At 66.3% G+C, this 15,955-nt stretch carries 18 protein-coding genes; 11 read left to right on the forward strand and 7 right to left on the reverse strand.

Features of this window, described 5'->3' with window-relative positions; translation table 11 throughout:
• Positions 1-48: 48 nt before the first annotated feature.
• From EP380_RS02440 to EP380_RS02465, 7 genes are all read right to left on the reverse strand, one after another.
• Positions 49-2,577, reverse strand: a complete 2,529-nt coding sequence (locus tag EP380_RS02440) for a heavy metal translocating P-type ATPase (RefSeq protein ID WP_127596234.1) — start codon at positions 2,575-2,577, stop codon at positions 49-51.
• Positions 2,578-2,806: 229 nt separating this feature from the next.
• On the reverse strand, positions 2,807-2,965 hold the full coding sequence (locus EP380_RS23465; protein WP_164749726.1) for a hypothetical protein: 159 nt from the start codon (positions 2,963-2,965) through the stop codon (positions 2,807-2,809).
• The gene (locus EP380_RS02445; protein WP_127596237.1) at positions 2,962-3,207 is read right to left on the reverse strand and encodes a hypothetical protein; all 246 of its coding nucleotides are present in this window, start codon (positions 3,205-3,207) and stop codon (positions 2,962-2,964) included. The genes EP380_RS23465 and EP380_RS02445 overlap by 4 nt, the downstream gene beginning before the upstream one ends.
• Positions 3,204-3,842 (reverse strand): NifU N-terminal domain-containing protein, encoded by a 639-nt coding sequence (locus tag EP380_RS02450; protein ID WP_127596240.1) that lies wholly within the window; start codon positions 3,840-3,842, stop codon positions 3,204-3,206. Before EP380_RS02450 ends, EP380_RS02445 begins: the two co-directional genes overlap by 4 nt.
• A gap of 27 nt (positions 3,843-3,869) precedes the next feature.
• Positions 3,870-4,415, reverse strand: a complete 546-nt coding sequence (locus EP380_RS02455) for a DUF2249 domain-containing protein (RefSeq protein ID WP_127596243.1) — start codon at positions 4,413-4,415, stop codon at positions 3,870-3,872.
• Positions 4,416-4,431: 16 nt separating this feature from the next.
• Positions 4,432-5,790: a hypothetical protein gene (locus EP380_RS02460; RefSeq protein ID WP_127596246.1), complete on the reverse strand. Its 1,359-nt coding sequence runs from the start codon at positions 5,788-5,790 to the stop codon at positions 4,432-4,434.
• A gap of 53 nt (positions 5,791-5,843) precedes the next feature.
• Entirely contained in the window at positions 5,844-6,098 is a 255-nt protein-coding gene (locus EP380_RS02465; RefSeq protein WP_127596249.1) for a DUF2249 domain-containing protein, read from the reverse strand.
• A 175-nt stretch (positions 6,099-6,273) separates the two neighbouring features.
• On the opposite strand from EP380_RS02465, the gene EP380_RS02470 reads away from it, so the two are divergent.
• From EP380_RS02470 to fdxA, 11 genes are all read left to right on the forward strand, one after another.
• Positions 6,274-6,747, forward strand: coding sequence for a hypothetical protein (locus tag EP380_RS02470; RefSeq protein WP_127596252.1), 474 nt, complete (start codon positions 6,274-6,276; stop codon positions 6,745-6,747).
• Positions 6,748-6,987: 240 nt separating this feature from the next.
• Positions 6,988-7,269 (forward strand): hypothetical protein, encoded by a 282-nt coding sequence (locus EP380_RS02475; RefSeq protein ID WP_238719681.1) that lies wholly within the window; start codon positions 6,988-6,990, stop codon positions 7,267-7,269.
• Between the two features lie 74 nt (positions 7,270-7,343).
• Complete coding sequence (locus EP380_RS02480) at positions 7,344-8,639, forward strand: ABC transporter substrate-binding protein (protein WP_238719682.1); 1,296 nt, start codon at positions 7,344-7,346, stop codon at positions 8,637-8,639.
• 205 nt (positions 8,640-8,844) lie between these two features.
• The gene (locus tag EP380_RS02485; protein WP_127596256.1) at positions 8,845-9,711 is read left to right on the forward strand and encodes a branched-chain amino acid ABC transporter permease; all 867 of its coding nucleotides are present in this window, start codon (positions 8,845-8,847) and stop codon (positions 9,709-9,711) included.
• On the forward strand, positions 9,708-10,709 hold the full coding sequence (locus tag EP380_RS02490; RefSeq protein WP_127596260.1) for a branched-chain amino acid ABC transporter permease: 1,002 nt from the start codon (positions 9,708-9,710) through the stop codon (positions 10,707-10,709). The genes EP380_RS02485 and EP380_RS02490 overlap by 4 nt, the downstream gene beginning before the upstream one ends.
• Complete coding sequence (locus EP380_RS02495; protein ID WP_127596263.1) at positions 10,706-11,428, forward strand: ABC transporter ATP-binding protein; 723 nt, start codon at positions 10,706-10,708, stop codon at positions 11,426-11,428. The genes EP380_RS02490 and EP380_RS02495 overlap by 4 nt, the downstream gene beginning before the upstream one ends.
• Positions 11,421-12,140 carry an ATP-binding cassette domain-containing protein gene (locus EP380_RS02500; RefSeq protein WP_106571330.1) on the forward strand — a complete coding sequence of 240 codons (720 nt, stop codon included), beginning with the start codon at positions 11,421-11,423 and terminating at the stop codon, positions 12,138-12,140. Before EP380_RS02495 ends, EP380_RS02500 begins: the two co-directional genes overlap by 8 nt.
• An 18-nt stretch (positions 12,141-12,158) precedes the next feature.
• Positions 12,159-13,676 carry an amidase gene (locus EP380_RS02505; protein WP_127596266.1) on the forward strand — a complete coding sequence of 506 codons (1,518 nt, stop codon included), beginning with the start codon at positions 12,159-12,161 and terminating at the stop codon, positions 13,674-13,676.
• Positions 13,677-13,817: 141 nt separating this feature from the next.
• Entirely contained in the window at positions 13,818-14,651 is an 834-nt protein-coding gene (locus EP380_RS02510; RefSeq protein WP_106571329.1) for a helix-turn-helix domain-containing protein, read from the forward strand.
• Between the two features lie 249 nt (positions 14,652-14,900).
• A complete protein-coding gene (locus EP380_RS02515) occupies positions 14,901-15,377 on the forward strand; it encodes an RrF2 family transcriptional regulator (protein ID WP_127596269.1) in 477 nt (158 codons plus the stop codon).
• Positions 15,378-15,548: 171 nt separating this feature from the next.
• Positions 15,549-15,887 (forward strand): ferredoxin FdxA, encoded by a 339-nt coding sequence (fdxA, locus tag EP380_RS02520; RefSeq protein WP_127596273.1) that lies wholly within the window; start codon positions 15,549-15,551, stop codon positions 15,885-15,887.
• Positions 15,888-15,955: the final 68 nt, after the last annotated feature.

Consider the following 15,955-nt stretch of genomic DNA (forward strand, 5'->3'; position numbering starts at 1 on the left):
CTCCGGATAGGCGGTGCCGTCGGCGGGGGATCCCGGCGGGGCCTGCGGTTAGCTTGCCGACACCGGCCGCTGCGTCGGCGCGGGGCCGGCCGCAGCCGTCCCGCCCGCCGCCAGCGGCGCGGCGAAGCGGCGCAGGCGCAGCGCGTTGCCGAGCACGAACACGCTCGACAGCGCCATGGCGGCCGCCGCCAGCATCGGCGACAGCAACAGGCCGAAGGCCGGGTAAAGCACGCCGGCGGCGACCGGGATCAGCGCCGTATTGTAGGCGAAAGCCCAGAATAGGTTCTGCCTGATATTGCCCAGTGTTGCCTGCGACAGCGCGATGGCGTTGGGCACGCCGCGCAGGTTGCCGGCCATCAACACCACGTCGGCGGCCTCGATCGCCACGTCGGTCCCGGTTCCGATCGCCAGGCCGACATCGGCTTCCGCCAGCGCCGGCGCGTCGTTAATGCCGTCGCCGACAAAGGCGAGCGTGCCGTGCTCGGCCTTCAGCCGGCGCACTGCGTCGACCTTGCCGTCCGGCAGCACCTCGGCGACCACCTCGTCGATGCCGAGCTTTCCGGCGATGGCTTCGGCCGTGCGGCGGTTGTCGCCGGTGATCATCGCCACCTTGAGGCCGAGCTCGTGCAGGGCCGCGATCGCCTCGGGCGTCGTCTTTTTGATCGGGTCGGCGACCGCGATGATGGCGGCGAGCTTGCCGCCGATCGCGGCGTAGAGCGGCGTCTTGCCCTCGTCGGCCAGTCGTTGCGCCGTCGCCGCGAAGCGATCGGCATCGTGGCCGAGGCGTTTCATGTAGCGGTCGGCGCCGATTTCCACGCGCGTCCCGGCGACTTCGGCGGCGACACCGAAGCCGGTGACCGACTGGAACCCGCTCGCCTCCGGCAAGGCGAGGCCGTCGGCTTCCGCCGCCTCGACGATGGCGCGCGCGATCGGATGTTCGGAACGGGTTTCCACGGCCGCGATCCTGGCCAGCGTCTCGTCCCGCGCGAACCCCTCGGCCAGGTCGAAGTCGGTTAGGGTCGGCCGGCCCTCGGTCAGCGTGCCGGTCTTGTCGAAGGCGACGATGCTGGCCTGCTTGAGCAGTTGCAGCGCCTCGCCCTTGCGAAAAAGCACACCCATTTCCGCACCGCGGCCGGTACCGACCATGATCGAGGTCGGGGTCGCCAGACCCATGGCGCAGGGGCAGGCGATGATCAGTACCGCGACCGCATTGACCAGGCCGAAGGTCAGCGCCGGCTCGGGCCCAAACACCATCCACACCAGGAAGGTCAGCGCCGCCGCCGCCATCACGGCGGGGACGAACCATAGCGTCACCCTGTCGACCAGCGCTTGGATCGGCAGCTTCGAGCCCTGCGCCTCTTCCACCATGCGAATGATCTGGGCAAGCATGGTATCGGCGCCGACGGCCGTCGCGGTGAAGGCCAGCGCCCCGGTCTGGTTGACGGTGCCGCCGACGACGGTCGCGCCCGCGGACTTGGCGATCGGCATCGGCTCGCCGGTGATCATCGATTCGTCGACATAGCTGTCGCCCTCGATCACCGTGCCGTCGACCGGCAGGCGCTCGCCGGGGCGCACCTCGACGATGTCGCCGGGCCTGACCTGGGAAACGGCGATGTCGGCGGTCGTGTCGTCGCGGCGTACGCGGGCCGTCTTGGCCTGCAGGCTGACCAGGCGTTTGATCGCTTCGGAGGTGCGGCCCTTGGCGCGCGCTTCCAGCCAGCGGCCGAGCAGGATCAGCGTGACGATCACCGCCGCCGCCTCGTAATAGACGTTGACCGTGCCCGCCGGCAGCAGAGCGGGAGCGAAAGTGGCGACCAGCGAATAGAGGAAGGCGGCAGCGGTGCCGACCGCGACCAGCGAGTTCATGTCCGGCGCGCCGCGCGCCAGCGCGGGAATGCCGTGCGTGTAGAAACGCCGGCCCGGCACGAAAAGCACGAAGGCGGTCAACGCGAACTGGATCAACCAGTTGGTCTGCGTGCCAATCGTCGCTTCGATCCAGCCATGCATGCCCGGGACGATCTTGGCGCCCATTTCGAGCACGAAGACCGGCACTGTCGCCAGTGCCGCCAGTATCAGGTTGCGCCGCAGTTCCGCTTCCTCGGCATCCTTGCGCGCGGCGCTGTCCTGGCGTGCCTCCGCGCTCGTATCCACCGGCCGCGCCTGGTAGCCGGCCGCCGCGATCGCCGCGACCAGCGCATCGGTATCGGCCATGCCTTTCACGCGCGCCTTTTCCGTGGCCAGATTGACGCTGGCCTCGGTTACGCCGGGCACGGCGGCAAGTGCCTTCTCGACGCGGCCGACGCACGACGCGCAACTCATGCCGGTGATCGCCAGCGTGGTCGAGGCGGACGGCACCGAATAGCCGGCCTTTTCGATCGCTTCGACCAGCGACCGGTGCTCGACCGGGCTCGAAAGCGTGATGTCGGCCTTTTCCGTGGCAAGATTGACGCTCGCTCCGGCGACGCCGGGCACGGCGGTAAGCGCCTTCTCGACCCGGCCGATGCAGGAGGCGCAGCCCATGCCTTCGATCGCCAGGGTCACGGTCTCGCGCATATCGGGTTTGACTGGGGCGTTCATCAAGCTTCCCTCGAAATCACTGTCGGCGCCGAAGATGGAGCTTCCAGTATTGGGAAGGTCAAGGGCCGGCCGGGCGTTTTTGCCTGCGCCGTCGGATGAGCGCCGCACTGCCGAGGCGATGCGTCCGGAACGCCGTTTCGTCAGGCCGCATCGGAATGGAGCGGTGCAAACGATGCGTGGCGCCGGGCGTCGCCCCCGGGGCGAAAATCGTCTCGGCGGCGTGATGTGGTCACAGCAGGCCGACAATGGCGGCCACGACGAAGACGAAGGCAAAGCCGGCGACGATCGGCGGCAGGATGCGCGTGAAGCGGGCGCGTCTTACGCTTCTGGCTGCGGGTCGCGCCTGGCGCCCGGTTGCGTCCGGTCGGCGATGGCCGGTGCCGCTCATGTCGGTGCGGGCGGGACGGCTTGGCGCCGGTCCGGCGGCGCGGTCCAGGTGAGCGAGGGCGTAAGTCGGTGCAAGAACACGTCGAAGCGCCGGGCCGCGTCGGGGGTGTCCAGCCGCAGGGCCGCATAGGCGCGTCCCGCCAGCCGGCAGGCCGCCTCCGTCTCGCCGGTCTCGGCCAGGCGTACCAGGCTGGCCAGAAGGATGTCGCAAAGCTGCGCGTTCGGGTCGGGTTTGGAGATCATCGCCGCCCGCCGGTGCCGATCCCGAAATGGGCCTTGGCGCCGTCGCTCATCAGTTCCGTGGACCAGCGCGGCTCGTAGGTGAGCTTGACCTCGGCGCGCGAAATACCTGCAACCGACGCGGCGCGCTCGCGTGCCCCGTCGCTCAGATAGCCGGTCGCCGGACAGCCGGGCGAGGTCGTGGTCATCGTGACCGTGGCGAGCCCGTCAGTGTCGACATCGACATGGTAGATCAGGCCGAGATCGACGATATTGTAGCCGAGTTCCGGGTCGATCACATGCCGCAGCGCCTGGGTGATTTCTTCGACCAGTTTCCCGGTCGCCTCGGAGACGGGCGCGGCGGCGGCGTGCGCCGGTTCCGACAGCACCGGCGCGCCCGACAAAAAATGCTCCATCATGGCGCCCAGCAGGGCGGGCTTGAGGTGCTGCCAGTCGCCGCTTTCCTTGGTGATGGTGATGTAGTCGGGCCCGAGCGCAAGCGCGGCGACGCCGCGCACGTCGAACAGCCGGGCGGCCAGCGGCGAGCGCGCGGCCGCGGCGCGGTCGTTGATCGTCAAGGTCCCGTGCGGCAGAACCGCGCGACCTGGCAGAAAGGTCAGGCGTGCGGGATCGGATGTGGCTTCCGTCTGGATGAACATCGTCGCTGCCTCCTTATGGCGTGCGTGTCAGGCATCGCCGCCCGCTTGTCCGACACGCACGGTGATCTTGTAGGTTTCGCCGTCGGGCTCGAAGCCGCCGCGCCAGGCATGGCCGCGTTTTTCGAGTTCGGGCAGCAGGAACATCGGCTCGCGGCAAAGCAGCGCCGACAGGACCTCGCCGGGACGCATTTTTTCGATGGCGGCGAGGATGCGCACCATCGGCTCGGGCGGTTCCAGTTCGCGATTGTCCATTTCCTGGACGGGAGCAGGCCAGTCGGAGGCGCCAGCGGCGGACGGGTTGGCGGGCGCCGGGTTGGCTGCGGGTGCCGCCTCCGCCGGAATGTCCGTCCGGCTGAAAAGCACCTCCCAGTCGCCGCCGCCGATTTCCCGTGCCGCGTAACCGAAACCTTGCCGGCCCAGCACCTGGAACAGAGGAACCGGCTTGAAGGTGGCGTAAAGGCGCAGACCCTGGTCGGGCGCCAGCGCGGCGACGGCCTCCATGATCTTTTCGAACGGCTCGCCGCCGTCGCGAAGGATCGGGCGAACGTCAAGGTCGAGATAGTCCTGTGTCATCGCAATGTCTCCCTTCTCATCGGCTTGGGTGGGGTATGGACATGAGCAGATGTGGGCGCTGGGCACCGGCGGGCAGCCGGATTTCGGCGGATACGTCGGCCAGCCGGCGCGCGCGTATCAGTTCTGCGGCGATGGCCAGCGTTGCCAGGGTCATGGCGCCGGCCGCCAGCCGGAAAGCGAGCACGTGGGCCGCCAGCAGCGCCACCGTCGCGCTTGCGACCGCCAGATAATAAAGCAGGAACCAGGTGCGCGCGCGCGCTTCCACGACCAGATCCTGCACGCGCGGGGTCGCCGCCCTGCCGAGGGCCGGACCGTAACATTCGAGCCAGGTCAGGAAGGCGACGATCTTGTAGAGCTTGGCGAGGCCGAGCCCGGTGAGCCATCCGAAGGCGACAAGGAAAACCAGCGCGCCGACCTGCTCGCTCAACCGGCCGAGGACGATCAGCGTCACCGCCAGCGCGGCCGCGACAGCGAGCGCGGCGAAGGCGAAGACGGCCATCTGGCTGTTCAGCTCGATGATGCGGCGCTTGCGGGCGCGGTAGAGATGGACGATGTCGGCACCGTAGAGCACCAGCGCGACGAGACCGAGGATCCCGCCGCCGACAAGCGCCGGCGCGAGCGCGGCGTCGAAAGCAAGCGCGGCAAGCCCGCCCAGTACGGCGAGCGCCAAGCCGGCGGTGCCGGTCCAGAATACCGCCCGGGAGCGGGTCCCCTCGAGTTCGGGCGCCAGCATGAACATTGCCAGAAGACGATAGCTGACACCGATCGCGGCCAGGGTCAGCCAGCCGGCGAGCCCGGCCACGACATGCAGCGGCAGTCCCGCACCGGCGATCGCAAGCAGCGGCTGCGAGCCCAGGCCCGTCGTCAGGGCGAAGCTGAACAGCGTGCCGAGCGTGACGGTGGTGGCGAGGAAGAAAAGCGCGACCGCAACGAACCGCGCCGGCAGCGGCAGAGGCCGTGCCGGCCACAGCGTGCGAGCGAGGTCATAGAGCGCGAGCGCGAACCCGCCCGCCAGCAACGTCGCGGCCACGGGCAGGAGCGGCGGCGCGGGATCGAGCGTTCCGGCGAGTTGTAGAAAGCCGGCAAGCAGCGCGCCGAGGCCCGCCAGAAGCAGCACCAGCGCCGGCAACGGCAGGGTGTTGCTGTGCAGCGGGCGCGCAATCAGCACCGGAACGAACTGGAACAGCGCGCCGCACAGCAAAAGGCTGAGCCAGCCGATCGCGACCACATGCACCACGACCAGCGTTTCGGGGGCGCGTAGCGGCGCGGAGGGGAAGCCGTATCCGGCTGTCATCAGCCCCTGGCCCACCAGCAGCGCAGCGAGCGCGGCGGCGAAATAGGACATCGTCCAGCGTGACAGCGTGACACCGAGCATGGTCGTTTCCCTGGGCCGTGACGCCGGCCGTGCCGGCGCCGCGGCGAGGCCGGTCAGGCGGCCTCGGCGTGTTTGCCGATCTCCACGCGCCAGACCTGCGGGCCCTGTTCGACATAGTCCCACGAGAACTGGCCGGGATACTCGGCCTCGAGCTGGTAATAGAGCGGCTTTGGATCGTGATCGTTGACGAGCACGAACGACGTTCCCGGCTTCAGCGCGTCGACGAGCTGGAAGATTTTGGCATGCCGGTCGGCGGGCACGAGGCTGCGTACGTCGACGACATCCGCGCTCTGGGCTGTATCGCTCATTGGCGTTCTCCTTGGCTTGAACGGGTTGGGGCGAGGCGGCCATGCCGGCCACGCAACGAGTGTCGATCTAAAAAGATATATTGTCAATATATCTTTTATCGATTAGACACGATCCGCCCAACGGCGATGCCGCGCCTTGTCCGGCTTGCCGCAAAACCAGCGCGAGGAGAGGTCGATGACGATGGTTTTTGCCGAGATCGCGCCCGTCGACCCGGGCCGGCCGCGCGCCCGGCAGGTCGTGACGGAGGGCAGGCTGGCCCTGCCGAGCGGTAAGGCGGCGTCCGAGGCCGGTAGGCTCGACCCGGCCACCATGGCGGGCATCGCCACCAGTGCTTTCCGCGCTCACGGGCATATCTGCAACGTGATGACCCATATTTCCGGCGGACGCTGGGACCATGTCGAGGACGCTCTGCGGCTGATCCTGGATCCGCGCGCTGGCCGGGCGGACCTCACGCCCTTGGCCGAAAACATCGTCGAGCTGCTTAGCGCCGATGCCGGCGTCACCGGTCGCATCGTGAAACCCTATTTCGAAACACTGATGGCGCGGCTTCTGCCGGCGGCCGCGGCCGCGACCCTATGCGCTCACCTCGCCTGCCTTTCGGTGGAAGCGGGCGCGCGCACCGGCCCGGTCGGGCGCTGCGGCAGATGAGCGGCGCGAAGGGCAGGCGGCATCGCGTCAAGTCCGCGCTGACGCGGTGTGGCGGGGCGATCATGGCCGGTTTTGCCGCGTGCGGCCCGTGTGCCGGGCGCCGGCCGCGGCGCTGCGAATGTCCGCCCGGCCGCTGCGAGCGGCTTCATGTCTTGGCCAATGTCGGCCAGTGGGGCGATCTCGCGCCGCTGATCGCGGCGGCGGACCTCTATCGGACAAGGGATTGAGCCGGAGGAGGCGATGACGGAAGCGGTTGACGGCCGGCTTTTCATGTCGGCGAACGGGATCAAGCAGGCGCTGGGGCCGGATGATCCGGTGCTGCGCGCCCGGTACGAAAGCCTGGTCCGCGACGACTACGAACGCGCGCACCCGCATGATTCCTTCGACGACCTGAAACGGCGCGCACGGTTTTCCAAGGAGGATCAGGGGCTGTTACGCGATTGGATGGACGTTGCGGCGGCCAGGATTCGGCAATGCCGGCGCGCCGAAGTCAACGACCCCGCGCATTCGCCGGAACCCTAACGGCCCGGCAAGGGAGCCGGCGATCGCCTGCGTTCCACGCATTGGCTGCCTGTTGCGGAGCCAAACCGCTGCCAATGTCAGAAATTGTCATGCAATTGTCGAATTTCGCCATGGCCCGGCGTGGCGGCTTCGTCTCTTTTCCCGCCGTTTACGGGAAGGAGATGATCGCAATGGTCGTAAACCGCAGAACTATCCTGAAAAATGCAATCGGTGCGACGACGCTTCTGTCGGCGCCTTTCCTGATGAGAACCGCCGCGCTCGGCTCCGATCCGATCCGCGTCGGCGTTCTGCTCGATCTGTCCGGCCCGTTGGAGGTGCTGGGCCGTCCCAAGGTCAACTGCATCCAGCTCGCCGCCGAAACGCTGAACGCGGCTGGCGGCGTGCTCGGGCGCGAGGTGGAGTTGAAGATCTACGACACCCAGTCCGACAACCAGCTTTACGCGCAATATGCCCAGCAATCGGCCCTGCGCGACCGCGTCGCGGTGGTGCATGGCGGCATCACCAGCGCCGCGCGCGAGATCGTCCGTCCGATCCTCAGCCGGGCGCAGACGCTTTATTTCTACAACATGATCTATGAGGGCGGCCTGTGCGACCGCAACACCTTTGTCACCGGCCCGACCCCGCAGCAGCTTCTGGCCAAGCTCATTCCCTACATGATCGAAAAGTTCGGCCCGAAGATCTACACCGTCGCGGCCGACTATAATTTCGGGCACGATTCCGCCGCCTGGGCGGCCAGGATCGCCGCGCAGCATGGCGGCGAGATCGTCGGCGAGGAGTTCTTTCCGCTCGATGCCAACGACTTTTCCGCCACGATCGGCCGTGTTCAGCAGGCCAAGGCGGACAGCGTCTTCAACATCTTCATCAGCCCGCCGCAGGAGGCGTTTTACGGACAGTGGGCCGCGGCCGGCCTGTCGGGGAAAATCGGCCTTGCCGGTCACGCTTTCGGCGATTCCGGCGAGGTGCGACGCCTTCCGGCCAACGTCGTCGAGGGCATCACCGTTGCCAAGAACTATCTCGACGAGATCGACACGCCGGCCAATATCGCGTTCCGCGCCAGGTACAAGGAGCGCTTCCCGGACGAGGCGGTCATCGGCACGCTCGGACCCAGCGACTATCAGGGCATGATGCTGTGGGCCGCCGGCGTCGAAAAGGCGGGCGACATTGCGCGCGAGACGGTCGTCGAGGCGCTGGAAACGGGAATTTCCATCGACGGGCCGAGCGGCGCCGTGACGGTCGACCCGGCGACCCATCACTGTATTCTCGATGTCTACCTCGCTGAGGTCCAGGACGGACGCTTCGCCATCCAGGAGCATTGGGCCGCCCAGCGGCCGGTCGAGAACGACGACAGCTGCGACCTGACCGCAGGGTAGGGCCGAACCGGTCATTCGGGCGGTCGGGCCGCGGCATCGGGTCCGTTTACCGGCGGCGCCGGTGGTGCGATACGGACCTGGATACGCGCACCGATTCCGGTTCGACGAACGATGAGCCGCGGGGCGCGGAAGGGCTTTGCCCTGCCGCTCTCGCCGGCATGGCGGTCGGCGTGCCGGCCGGACGCCTCATCTGGGAATTTTTCTCATGGAAATCATTGCACTATCCGGCATCAACATCGTCTATGCGGTCGCCAGCCTGTTTTTGCTGGCGGCCGGCTTGTCGATCATTTTCGGAATGATGGGCGTCATCAATCTGGCACACGGCGAATTCCTGATGCTCGGCGGCTTCGCGTTCGTGCTGTCGGTGAATGCGGGCATCAACATCTGGATCAGCATGTTCGTCGTCGCGCCGCTTGTCGTCATGGTGATCGGCATGGTGATGGAGCGGCTGATCGTGCGCCATCTCTACGGGCGAACGGTCGAGACGATCCTGGCGACCTGGGGCGTAAGCCTGCTGCTGATCGGCGTGACCTCGGTGACGCTGGGCTATCAGCAGCTTGGCGTGAGCGCGCCGCTCGGCAGCGTGGAGATCGGCGACTACCGCGTCGGCGGCTACACCTTCTTCATCATCGGGCTGGCATTTGCCGTCCTCGCCTTCCTCTACGCGATCCTGCGCTGGTCGTCCTTCGGCCTGAAGGCGCGCGGCACCATGCAGAGCGCCAGCACCGCCGCGACGCTGGGGGTCAATGTCGGTTATGTCTATTCGGCGACGTTCGGCCTGGGTGCGGCCATCTCCGGCCTGGCCGGCGCGGCTTTCGCGCCGATCGCCGGCGTCACGCCGGTCTCCGGGCTGACCTATATCGGCAAGGCCTTCATCACCGTGATCGCCGGCGGGCCGCTGCCGCTGATCGGCACCTCCACGGCCTCGCTGCTGCTCGGTTTCATCAACGCGGCGGTCACCGCGATATCGACGCCCGTTCTGGGCGAGATCGCCCTTCTGGCCGCTGCCATTCTGCTCCTGCGCCTGCTTCCGGCCGGCATCACCGGCAGATTCTTCAGAGGTGGCCTGTGAAAACCGAACTGACCAGCCCGGCCTTCATCGCCGCGCTCGTGATCGGTGGCGCGATCGTCTTCGCGGCTCCGCTGTTTCTGGAAACCTACGACCTGTTCAACTTCACCGTCTTTGCCATCATGGCGATGCTGGCCATCAGCCTCAATTTCGTCTGGGGTATCGGCGGGATTCTCAGCCTCGGTCAGGCGCTGTTCTTCGGCCTGGGCGGTTACGCCTATGCGATCACGGCGATAAATCTCGGCAGCGGCTGGGGCCTTCTGGCCGCGATCGCCGTGCCGTGCCTGTTCGCGCTGATCGTGGGTTACGTGGCATTCTACGGTCGGATCAGCGACGTCTATTTCGGTGTCGTGTCGCTGACGATTTCGTTGATCCTCTACAATTTCGTCAACAGCACCTCCGACGCTTTCTATACGATCGGCGCCGCCCGGCTCGGCGGTTATAACGGCATTCCCTCGGTGCCGCCGATCCAGGCGCCTTGGGCGGCCCAGCCGCTCGGCTTCGAAGCCATGTACATGCTGTGCGCGCTGACGGCGCTGGTGTTCTATCTCGGCGTGCGCCTGTTCGTGCGCGCCCCGTTCGGGCGCGTCATCGTCGCCGTGCGCGAAAACGACCTGCGCGCGGAGCTGCTCGGCTACGATCCCCGCTACCACCGGCTGGTCGTGTTTGCGATCGGCGCGGCGATGTCGGGCCTGGCCGGCGCGTTTTTCGCGGCCTGGGGCGCCTTCATCGGCCCCGACACCTTCTCCGTCTCCTTCGCCGCCCAGGCCATCATCTGGGTCCTGTTCGGCGGTCTCGGCACCTTGATCGGACCGGTGGTGGGGGCGTTGTCGGTGTCCTGGTTCACGACCTGGCTCGGCGAGGTGCGGCTGCTCGATCCCAATATCGCGCTCGGCCTGTTGTTCATCATATCGGTGCTGCTGGTTCCCAACGGCATGGTCCCGGCCTTGCGCAGGGTTCTGGAACGGCTGCGGATCGTGAAGGAAAGGGCTGACACATGATTGTCGAAACCAGCGATCTGTGGCGGACATTCGGCGGCGTTGCGGCTGTCGCCGGTGTCAATTTCAGGCTCGAACCGGGTGAATTGCGCTGTCTGATCGGCTCCAATGGCGCCGGAAAGAGCACGTTCTTCAAATTGCTGACCGGCCAGTTGCGGCCGTCCAAGGGCCACATTTCCATCCTCGGACGGCAAACGACGACCAGTCAGCCCTTCGAGATTTCGCGCCTCGGCGTCGGCATCAAGACCCAGGTTCCCAACCTGTTCGAGGGCCTCAGCGTACGCGAAAATCTTCATCTCGCCGCGCGGCGGACCTATGCCGGCAAGGCGGCGCGCCTGGCCGCCGAGGCGATGCTGGACGATATCGAGCTTGCCGATCGCGCCGGCGTGCCCGTGCGGGAGCTGTCGCACGGCCAGCGCCAATGGGTCGAACTCGGCATGGTGCTCGTGTCGGAGCCGAAACTGGTCCTGCTGGACGAGCCGGCGGCGGGCATGACCCAGGCCGAGGTCGAGCGCACCGCGATGCTGCTGCAGCGCATGCGCAAGGACCGCGCCTTCATCATCGTCGAGCACGACATGCATTTCGTTCGCAACATCGCCGAACGGGTCACCGTGTTTCACCGCGGCCGCATCCTTGTCGAGGACACGATGGAAGCGGTGACGAGCAACGCCGAGGTGCGCAACGCCTATCTCGGCCAGAAATTCGGCAAGGATCATGATTGAGCAATCGCTGTTCGCCGTCTCTGAGCTGCGCGCCGGTTACGGAAGGGTCCCGGTTCTGGACGGCGTCACGTTTTCGGCCCGCCAGGCTGAGATCGTCGGACTGCTTGGCCCGAACGGAATGGGCAAGACCACGCTTTTGAAAACCCTGATCGGCGTCCTGCCGTTGAGCGGCGGATCGATACTGTTCGACGGTGTAGAGCTCCGCGCCAAGCCGGCCCACGAGCGCGCCCGGCTCGGCATTGGTTACGTCCCCCAGGGGCGCGAGATCTTCGCCGGGTTGACGGTGCGCGAAAACATCGCCTTCGGTGCGGCCTCCTTCGGCCGCGCCCGCCGGGCGGTGATCGACCGGGCGGTGGCGGATTTCCCAGTCCTGGAGCGGCTTTTGGACCGAAAGGGCGGTGCGCTGAGCGGCGGCGAGCAGCAGATCCTGGCGCTCGCCCGCGCGCTCGCCGGCGATCCCAGGGTGCTTTTGCTCGACGAGCCGACCGAAGGCGTGGCGCCCGCGATCGTCGAGGACATCGAGCGCCAGCTCATCAAGCTGGCGCGCGAGCGCAGCCTGGCTGTGGTCGTGGTCGAACAGGACGTCGATTTCCTGGCGACCGTGTCCGACCGGATTCTGCAGATGCAGAAGGGGCGGATCGTGCGCGAGGTGCCGGTGGCCGAACTGGCCGAAACCGATATTTTCGCGCCCGTTTCGCAAACCAATTCCTGACAAGTGATGGTGGCATCGATGTTTGAAAATCCCGACATTTCCGCACTTGAGGACGCGGCCGAACGGCTCGGCCTGTCGCCCAAGGCCGGATATCTCGACAAGGTGAGCACGATCGTCGAGGCGCTGTCGGCCGGATATGCCGATCTCGACCTGTTGCCCGATTTCCTGCCCGCTGTCGCCTATCCCCGGCGCGGCGGCGAGCGGCCCGCCGCCGAGGACAATCCGTTCGGCGCCTGGTACGTCAAGACCGACATTGCCGGCGCCGCCGAAGGCCCGCTGGCCGGTCGGCGCGTTGCCATCAAGGACAGCATCTATGTCGCCGGCGTGCCGATGATGCACGGTTCGAGCCTATTCGAGGGCTTCGTGCCGGATATGGACGCCACCGTCGTGACCCGAATTCTCGACGCCGGCGGCGTGATCGCCGGCAAGGCGGTATGCGAGAACTATTGCGTCTCCGGCGGCAGCCATACCAGCTCGACCGGCCCCGTCATCAACCCGCGCTGTCCCGGCCATTCGGCCGGCGGCTCGTCATCCGGCAGCGCGGCGCTGGTGGCGGCCGGCGAGGTCGACATGGCGATCGGCGGCGATCAGGCCGGTTCGATCCGTATCCCTTCTGCCTATTGCGGCACCTACGGCATGAAACCGACCTTCGGCCTGGTGCCCTATACGGGCATGATGTCGCTGGAACAGACCATCGACCACGCCGGCCCGATCACCGGCAATGTCCGCGACAACGCCTTGTTGCTGCAGGCGATCGCCGGTGACGATGGCCTGGACGCGCGCCAGCGCGCGGTCAAGGTCCAGGACTATGCGCGCGAGATCGGCAAGGACCTTTCCGGCCTGCGCATCGGCGTCGTGCAAGAGGGGTTCGGGCACCCGAATTCGCAGGCCGATGTCGATGCGTCCGTGCGCGCGGCCGCCCAGACGCTGGCCGCGCTGGGAGCGGAAGTCTCGCAGATCAGCATTCCCATGCACACGCATGCCTTCGGCATCTGGGCAGCGCTCGCGCATGACGGGGGCTACTGGATGATGATGGAAACCAACGGCATGGGGGTCGGCTTGCAGGCCCCCGTGGCGACCGATCTGCCCCGCTTCGGGTCGCAATGGCGGCGCGCGGGCGACGACATGTCCGATCCGCTCAAGATCATGGCGCTTTTCGGCGCCTATTCGACCGAACGTTATCTGGGCCACTATTACGCCAAGGCCCAGCGCGTGCGCCGGCGCCTGAAAGCGGCCTATGACGAGGCCCTGCAAAGCTGCGACCTGCTCGTCATGCCGACCCTTCCGGTGACCGCGACCCCGCTGCCGGAAACGCTGTCCGACCCGGTGGAGGTCACCGACAGGTCGTGGGAGATGATCCGCAACACATCTGCCTTCAACGTGTCGGGCCATCCGGCCATGAGCGTGCCGTGCGGGCTGTCGGAGGGGCGTCCGATCGGGATGATGCTGATCGCCGCTCACTGGAACGAGCCGACGATCTATCGCGCCGCGGCCGCGTTCGAGGCGGCCGTCGACTGGCAGAAGGAAGCGGCGTGACCGGGTTTTGCGTCTCGTGCCTCGAACCGCCCGCACAGGGCGGTCTTCCGGCCTGAGTCGGGCGTCGGCGTTCGCGTAGGCCGCCGCCGGCGCAGCAAAGGGGGTGCGTGCATTAATCCGCTTCGACCGAGCCGTGAGGTTTTGGATCGACTGCAATATCTGCAGGTCGAGCGGATTTCCACGCGTATTAGAAAATACAACTGGGAGCTTTTCCCGCACCGCCATTCCGACCTGTTCCAGATCGCCATCGTGCATTCGGGAACCGGTCGGGTGAATTTCGACATCGAAAGCCGGACGTTGCGGCCACACATGGCGGTGCTGCTGCCTAACGGCGTCATGCACAATTTCGAACTGTCGGCAAATGCCGACATCGATCTGATGACCGTCGATGCCGACTATTTTCAGTTCAATGTGAGGCAGGTCGTGGAGGCAGCGGCCGAAGCCTGCTTTGTTCATCCCGACATTGTCGCCTTCGACCCGCAAGGCGTCGAATGGCCGGCGCTGCGTTCGTCTTTCGACAATGCCGAAGCCCATCAGAACGTCGCGAGGTCACGGACACGCAACGCGCTTCTGGCCGCCAATCTGGTCGCCATCATCTCGATCCTGTCCGACCAGTTGTCGCATGCGCACCTGCCGGAAGAGAAGGCCGGCCATGTCGGCCTCTATTTGCGTTTTCGCGATCTGGTGGAGGCGAGCTATGCCAGCCGTCAGACCATTGCCGACTATGCCGCCAGGCTGGTCGTGACCGAGCAGAGCCTGTACCGGGCCTGCAAGGCCGTTTCGGGCGTCAGCCCCTCCAAGCTGGTGCAGCAGCGTCTGGTTCTGGAGGCGCAGCGATTGCTGCTTTACTCGGACATGACGGTGTCGGAGATCGCTTATGCGCTCGGCTTCACCGAACCCTCCGCATTCAGCCGGTTCTTTAGCGAGCGAACGGGACAGAGTCCGGTCAAGTTCCGCGCCAAGCGCCTGGGCTGAACCGGTTCCGGCAAGCGCCTGCGCCAGGCCGGCGAGGGCATCGTGTTGGACTTCGCTATAAGATTCATTTACGATCTATCATAAATCCGGTGTTGGGAAGATCCGATGTTGTTCGCTATCGTTCGCCGTGCCGCCTGTGTCGGCTTGCAAGGATTTCTCGATGGGGCGACAACAGGCCCGGACATTGCCATCTCGTGGCGGCGCGCGCGGAGCGCGCGGCGGCGCTGCGCCGGAGCCAGGTAGAAAACCATGCGGTTGACGACATTTTCCGATTATGCGCTTCGCGTGCTGATGTATGCGGGCGCGGCCGAGGGCCGGTTGATCACCATCGAGGAGACGTCGCGCGTCTACAACATCTCGCGGGCGCATTTGATGAAGGTGGTCAATATTCTCACCAAGACCGGTTATCTGAGGGGGGTGCGCGGGCGGTCCGGCGGGTTCACGTTGGCGCTGCCGCCGGCCGACATCAATCTGGGTGCGGTTGTGCGGGCGACCGAGCCCGATTTCGCCCTAGTGGAGTGTTTTGCCACCGGCAATCAGTGCGTCATCACGGGGTGCTGCCGCCTGCCCAATGTCCTGAACGAGGCGCTGACCTCCTTCGTCAAGACGCTCGATCGCTACACGCTCGCCGACATTATGCTTGAGGAGCGCGACTTCAGCGTGCCGCCGCCGCCGGCCGACGAGACCCGGGGGCCGGATTTCGCCGCGGCCGGGCCGGGCGGCTGATCGCGCCGCGCCGCAGGGGTCGCCGGCTGTGCACCGGGCTGTCGCCGCGTCGTCTTATCCGCCATCCGACCGCACGATCCAAACGGAACGCAACTTTCGTCCAGAGGGCTTGAGATAAAAGATATATTTTGTATATATCTTTTATCGGAAAAATTCGGACGGAGTTTTGGCATGACGCATGTGGTGACCGACAATTGCATCAAGTGCAAATTCACCGACTGCGTGGAGGTCTGCCCGGTCGACTGCTTCTACGAAGGCGAGAACATGCTCGTCATCCATCCCGACGAATGCATCGATTGCGGCGTCTGCGTGCCCGAATGTCCGGCCGAGGCGATCTTTCCCGACAGCGACCCGGCAGCCGAGCCGCAATGGCTGCGGCTTAACCACGACTATGCCGACCAATGGCCCAACATCACCCGCAGCAAGGCGCCGATGCCCGATGCCGATGCGCTCAACGGCGTACCCGGCAAGCTGGCCGATTTCAGTGTCAAGCCCGGCGAGGGCGATTAGAGCGTTTCCAGGCGAAGTGGAAGCCGGTTCGCCGTTCGCAAGCGCGTTAAAGCAAGAAGTTGGAGCCG

Source organism: Nitratireductor alexandrii (genome assembly GCF_004000215.1).
In the GTDB taxonomy this organism is placed as follows: domain Bacteria; phylum Pseudomonadota; class Alphaproteobacteria; order Rhizobiales; family Rhizobiaceae; genus Mangrovimarina; species Mangrovimarina alexandrii.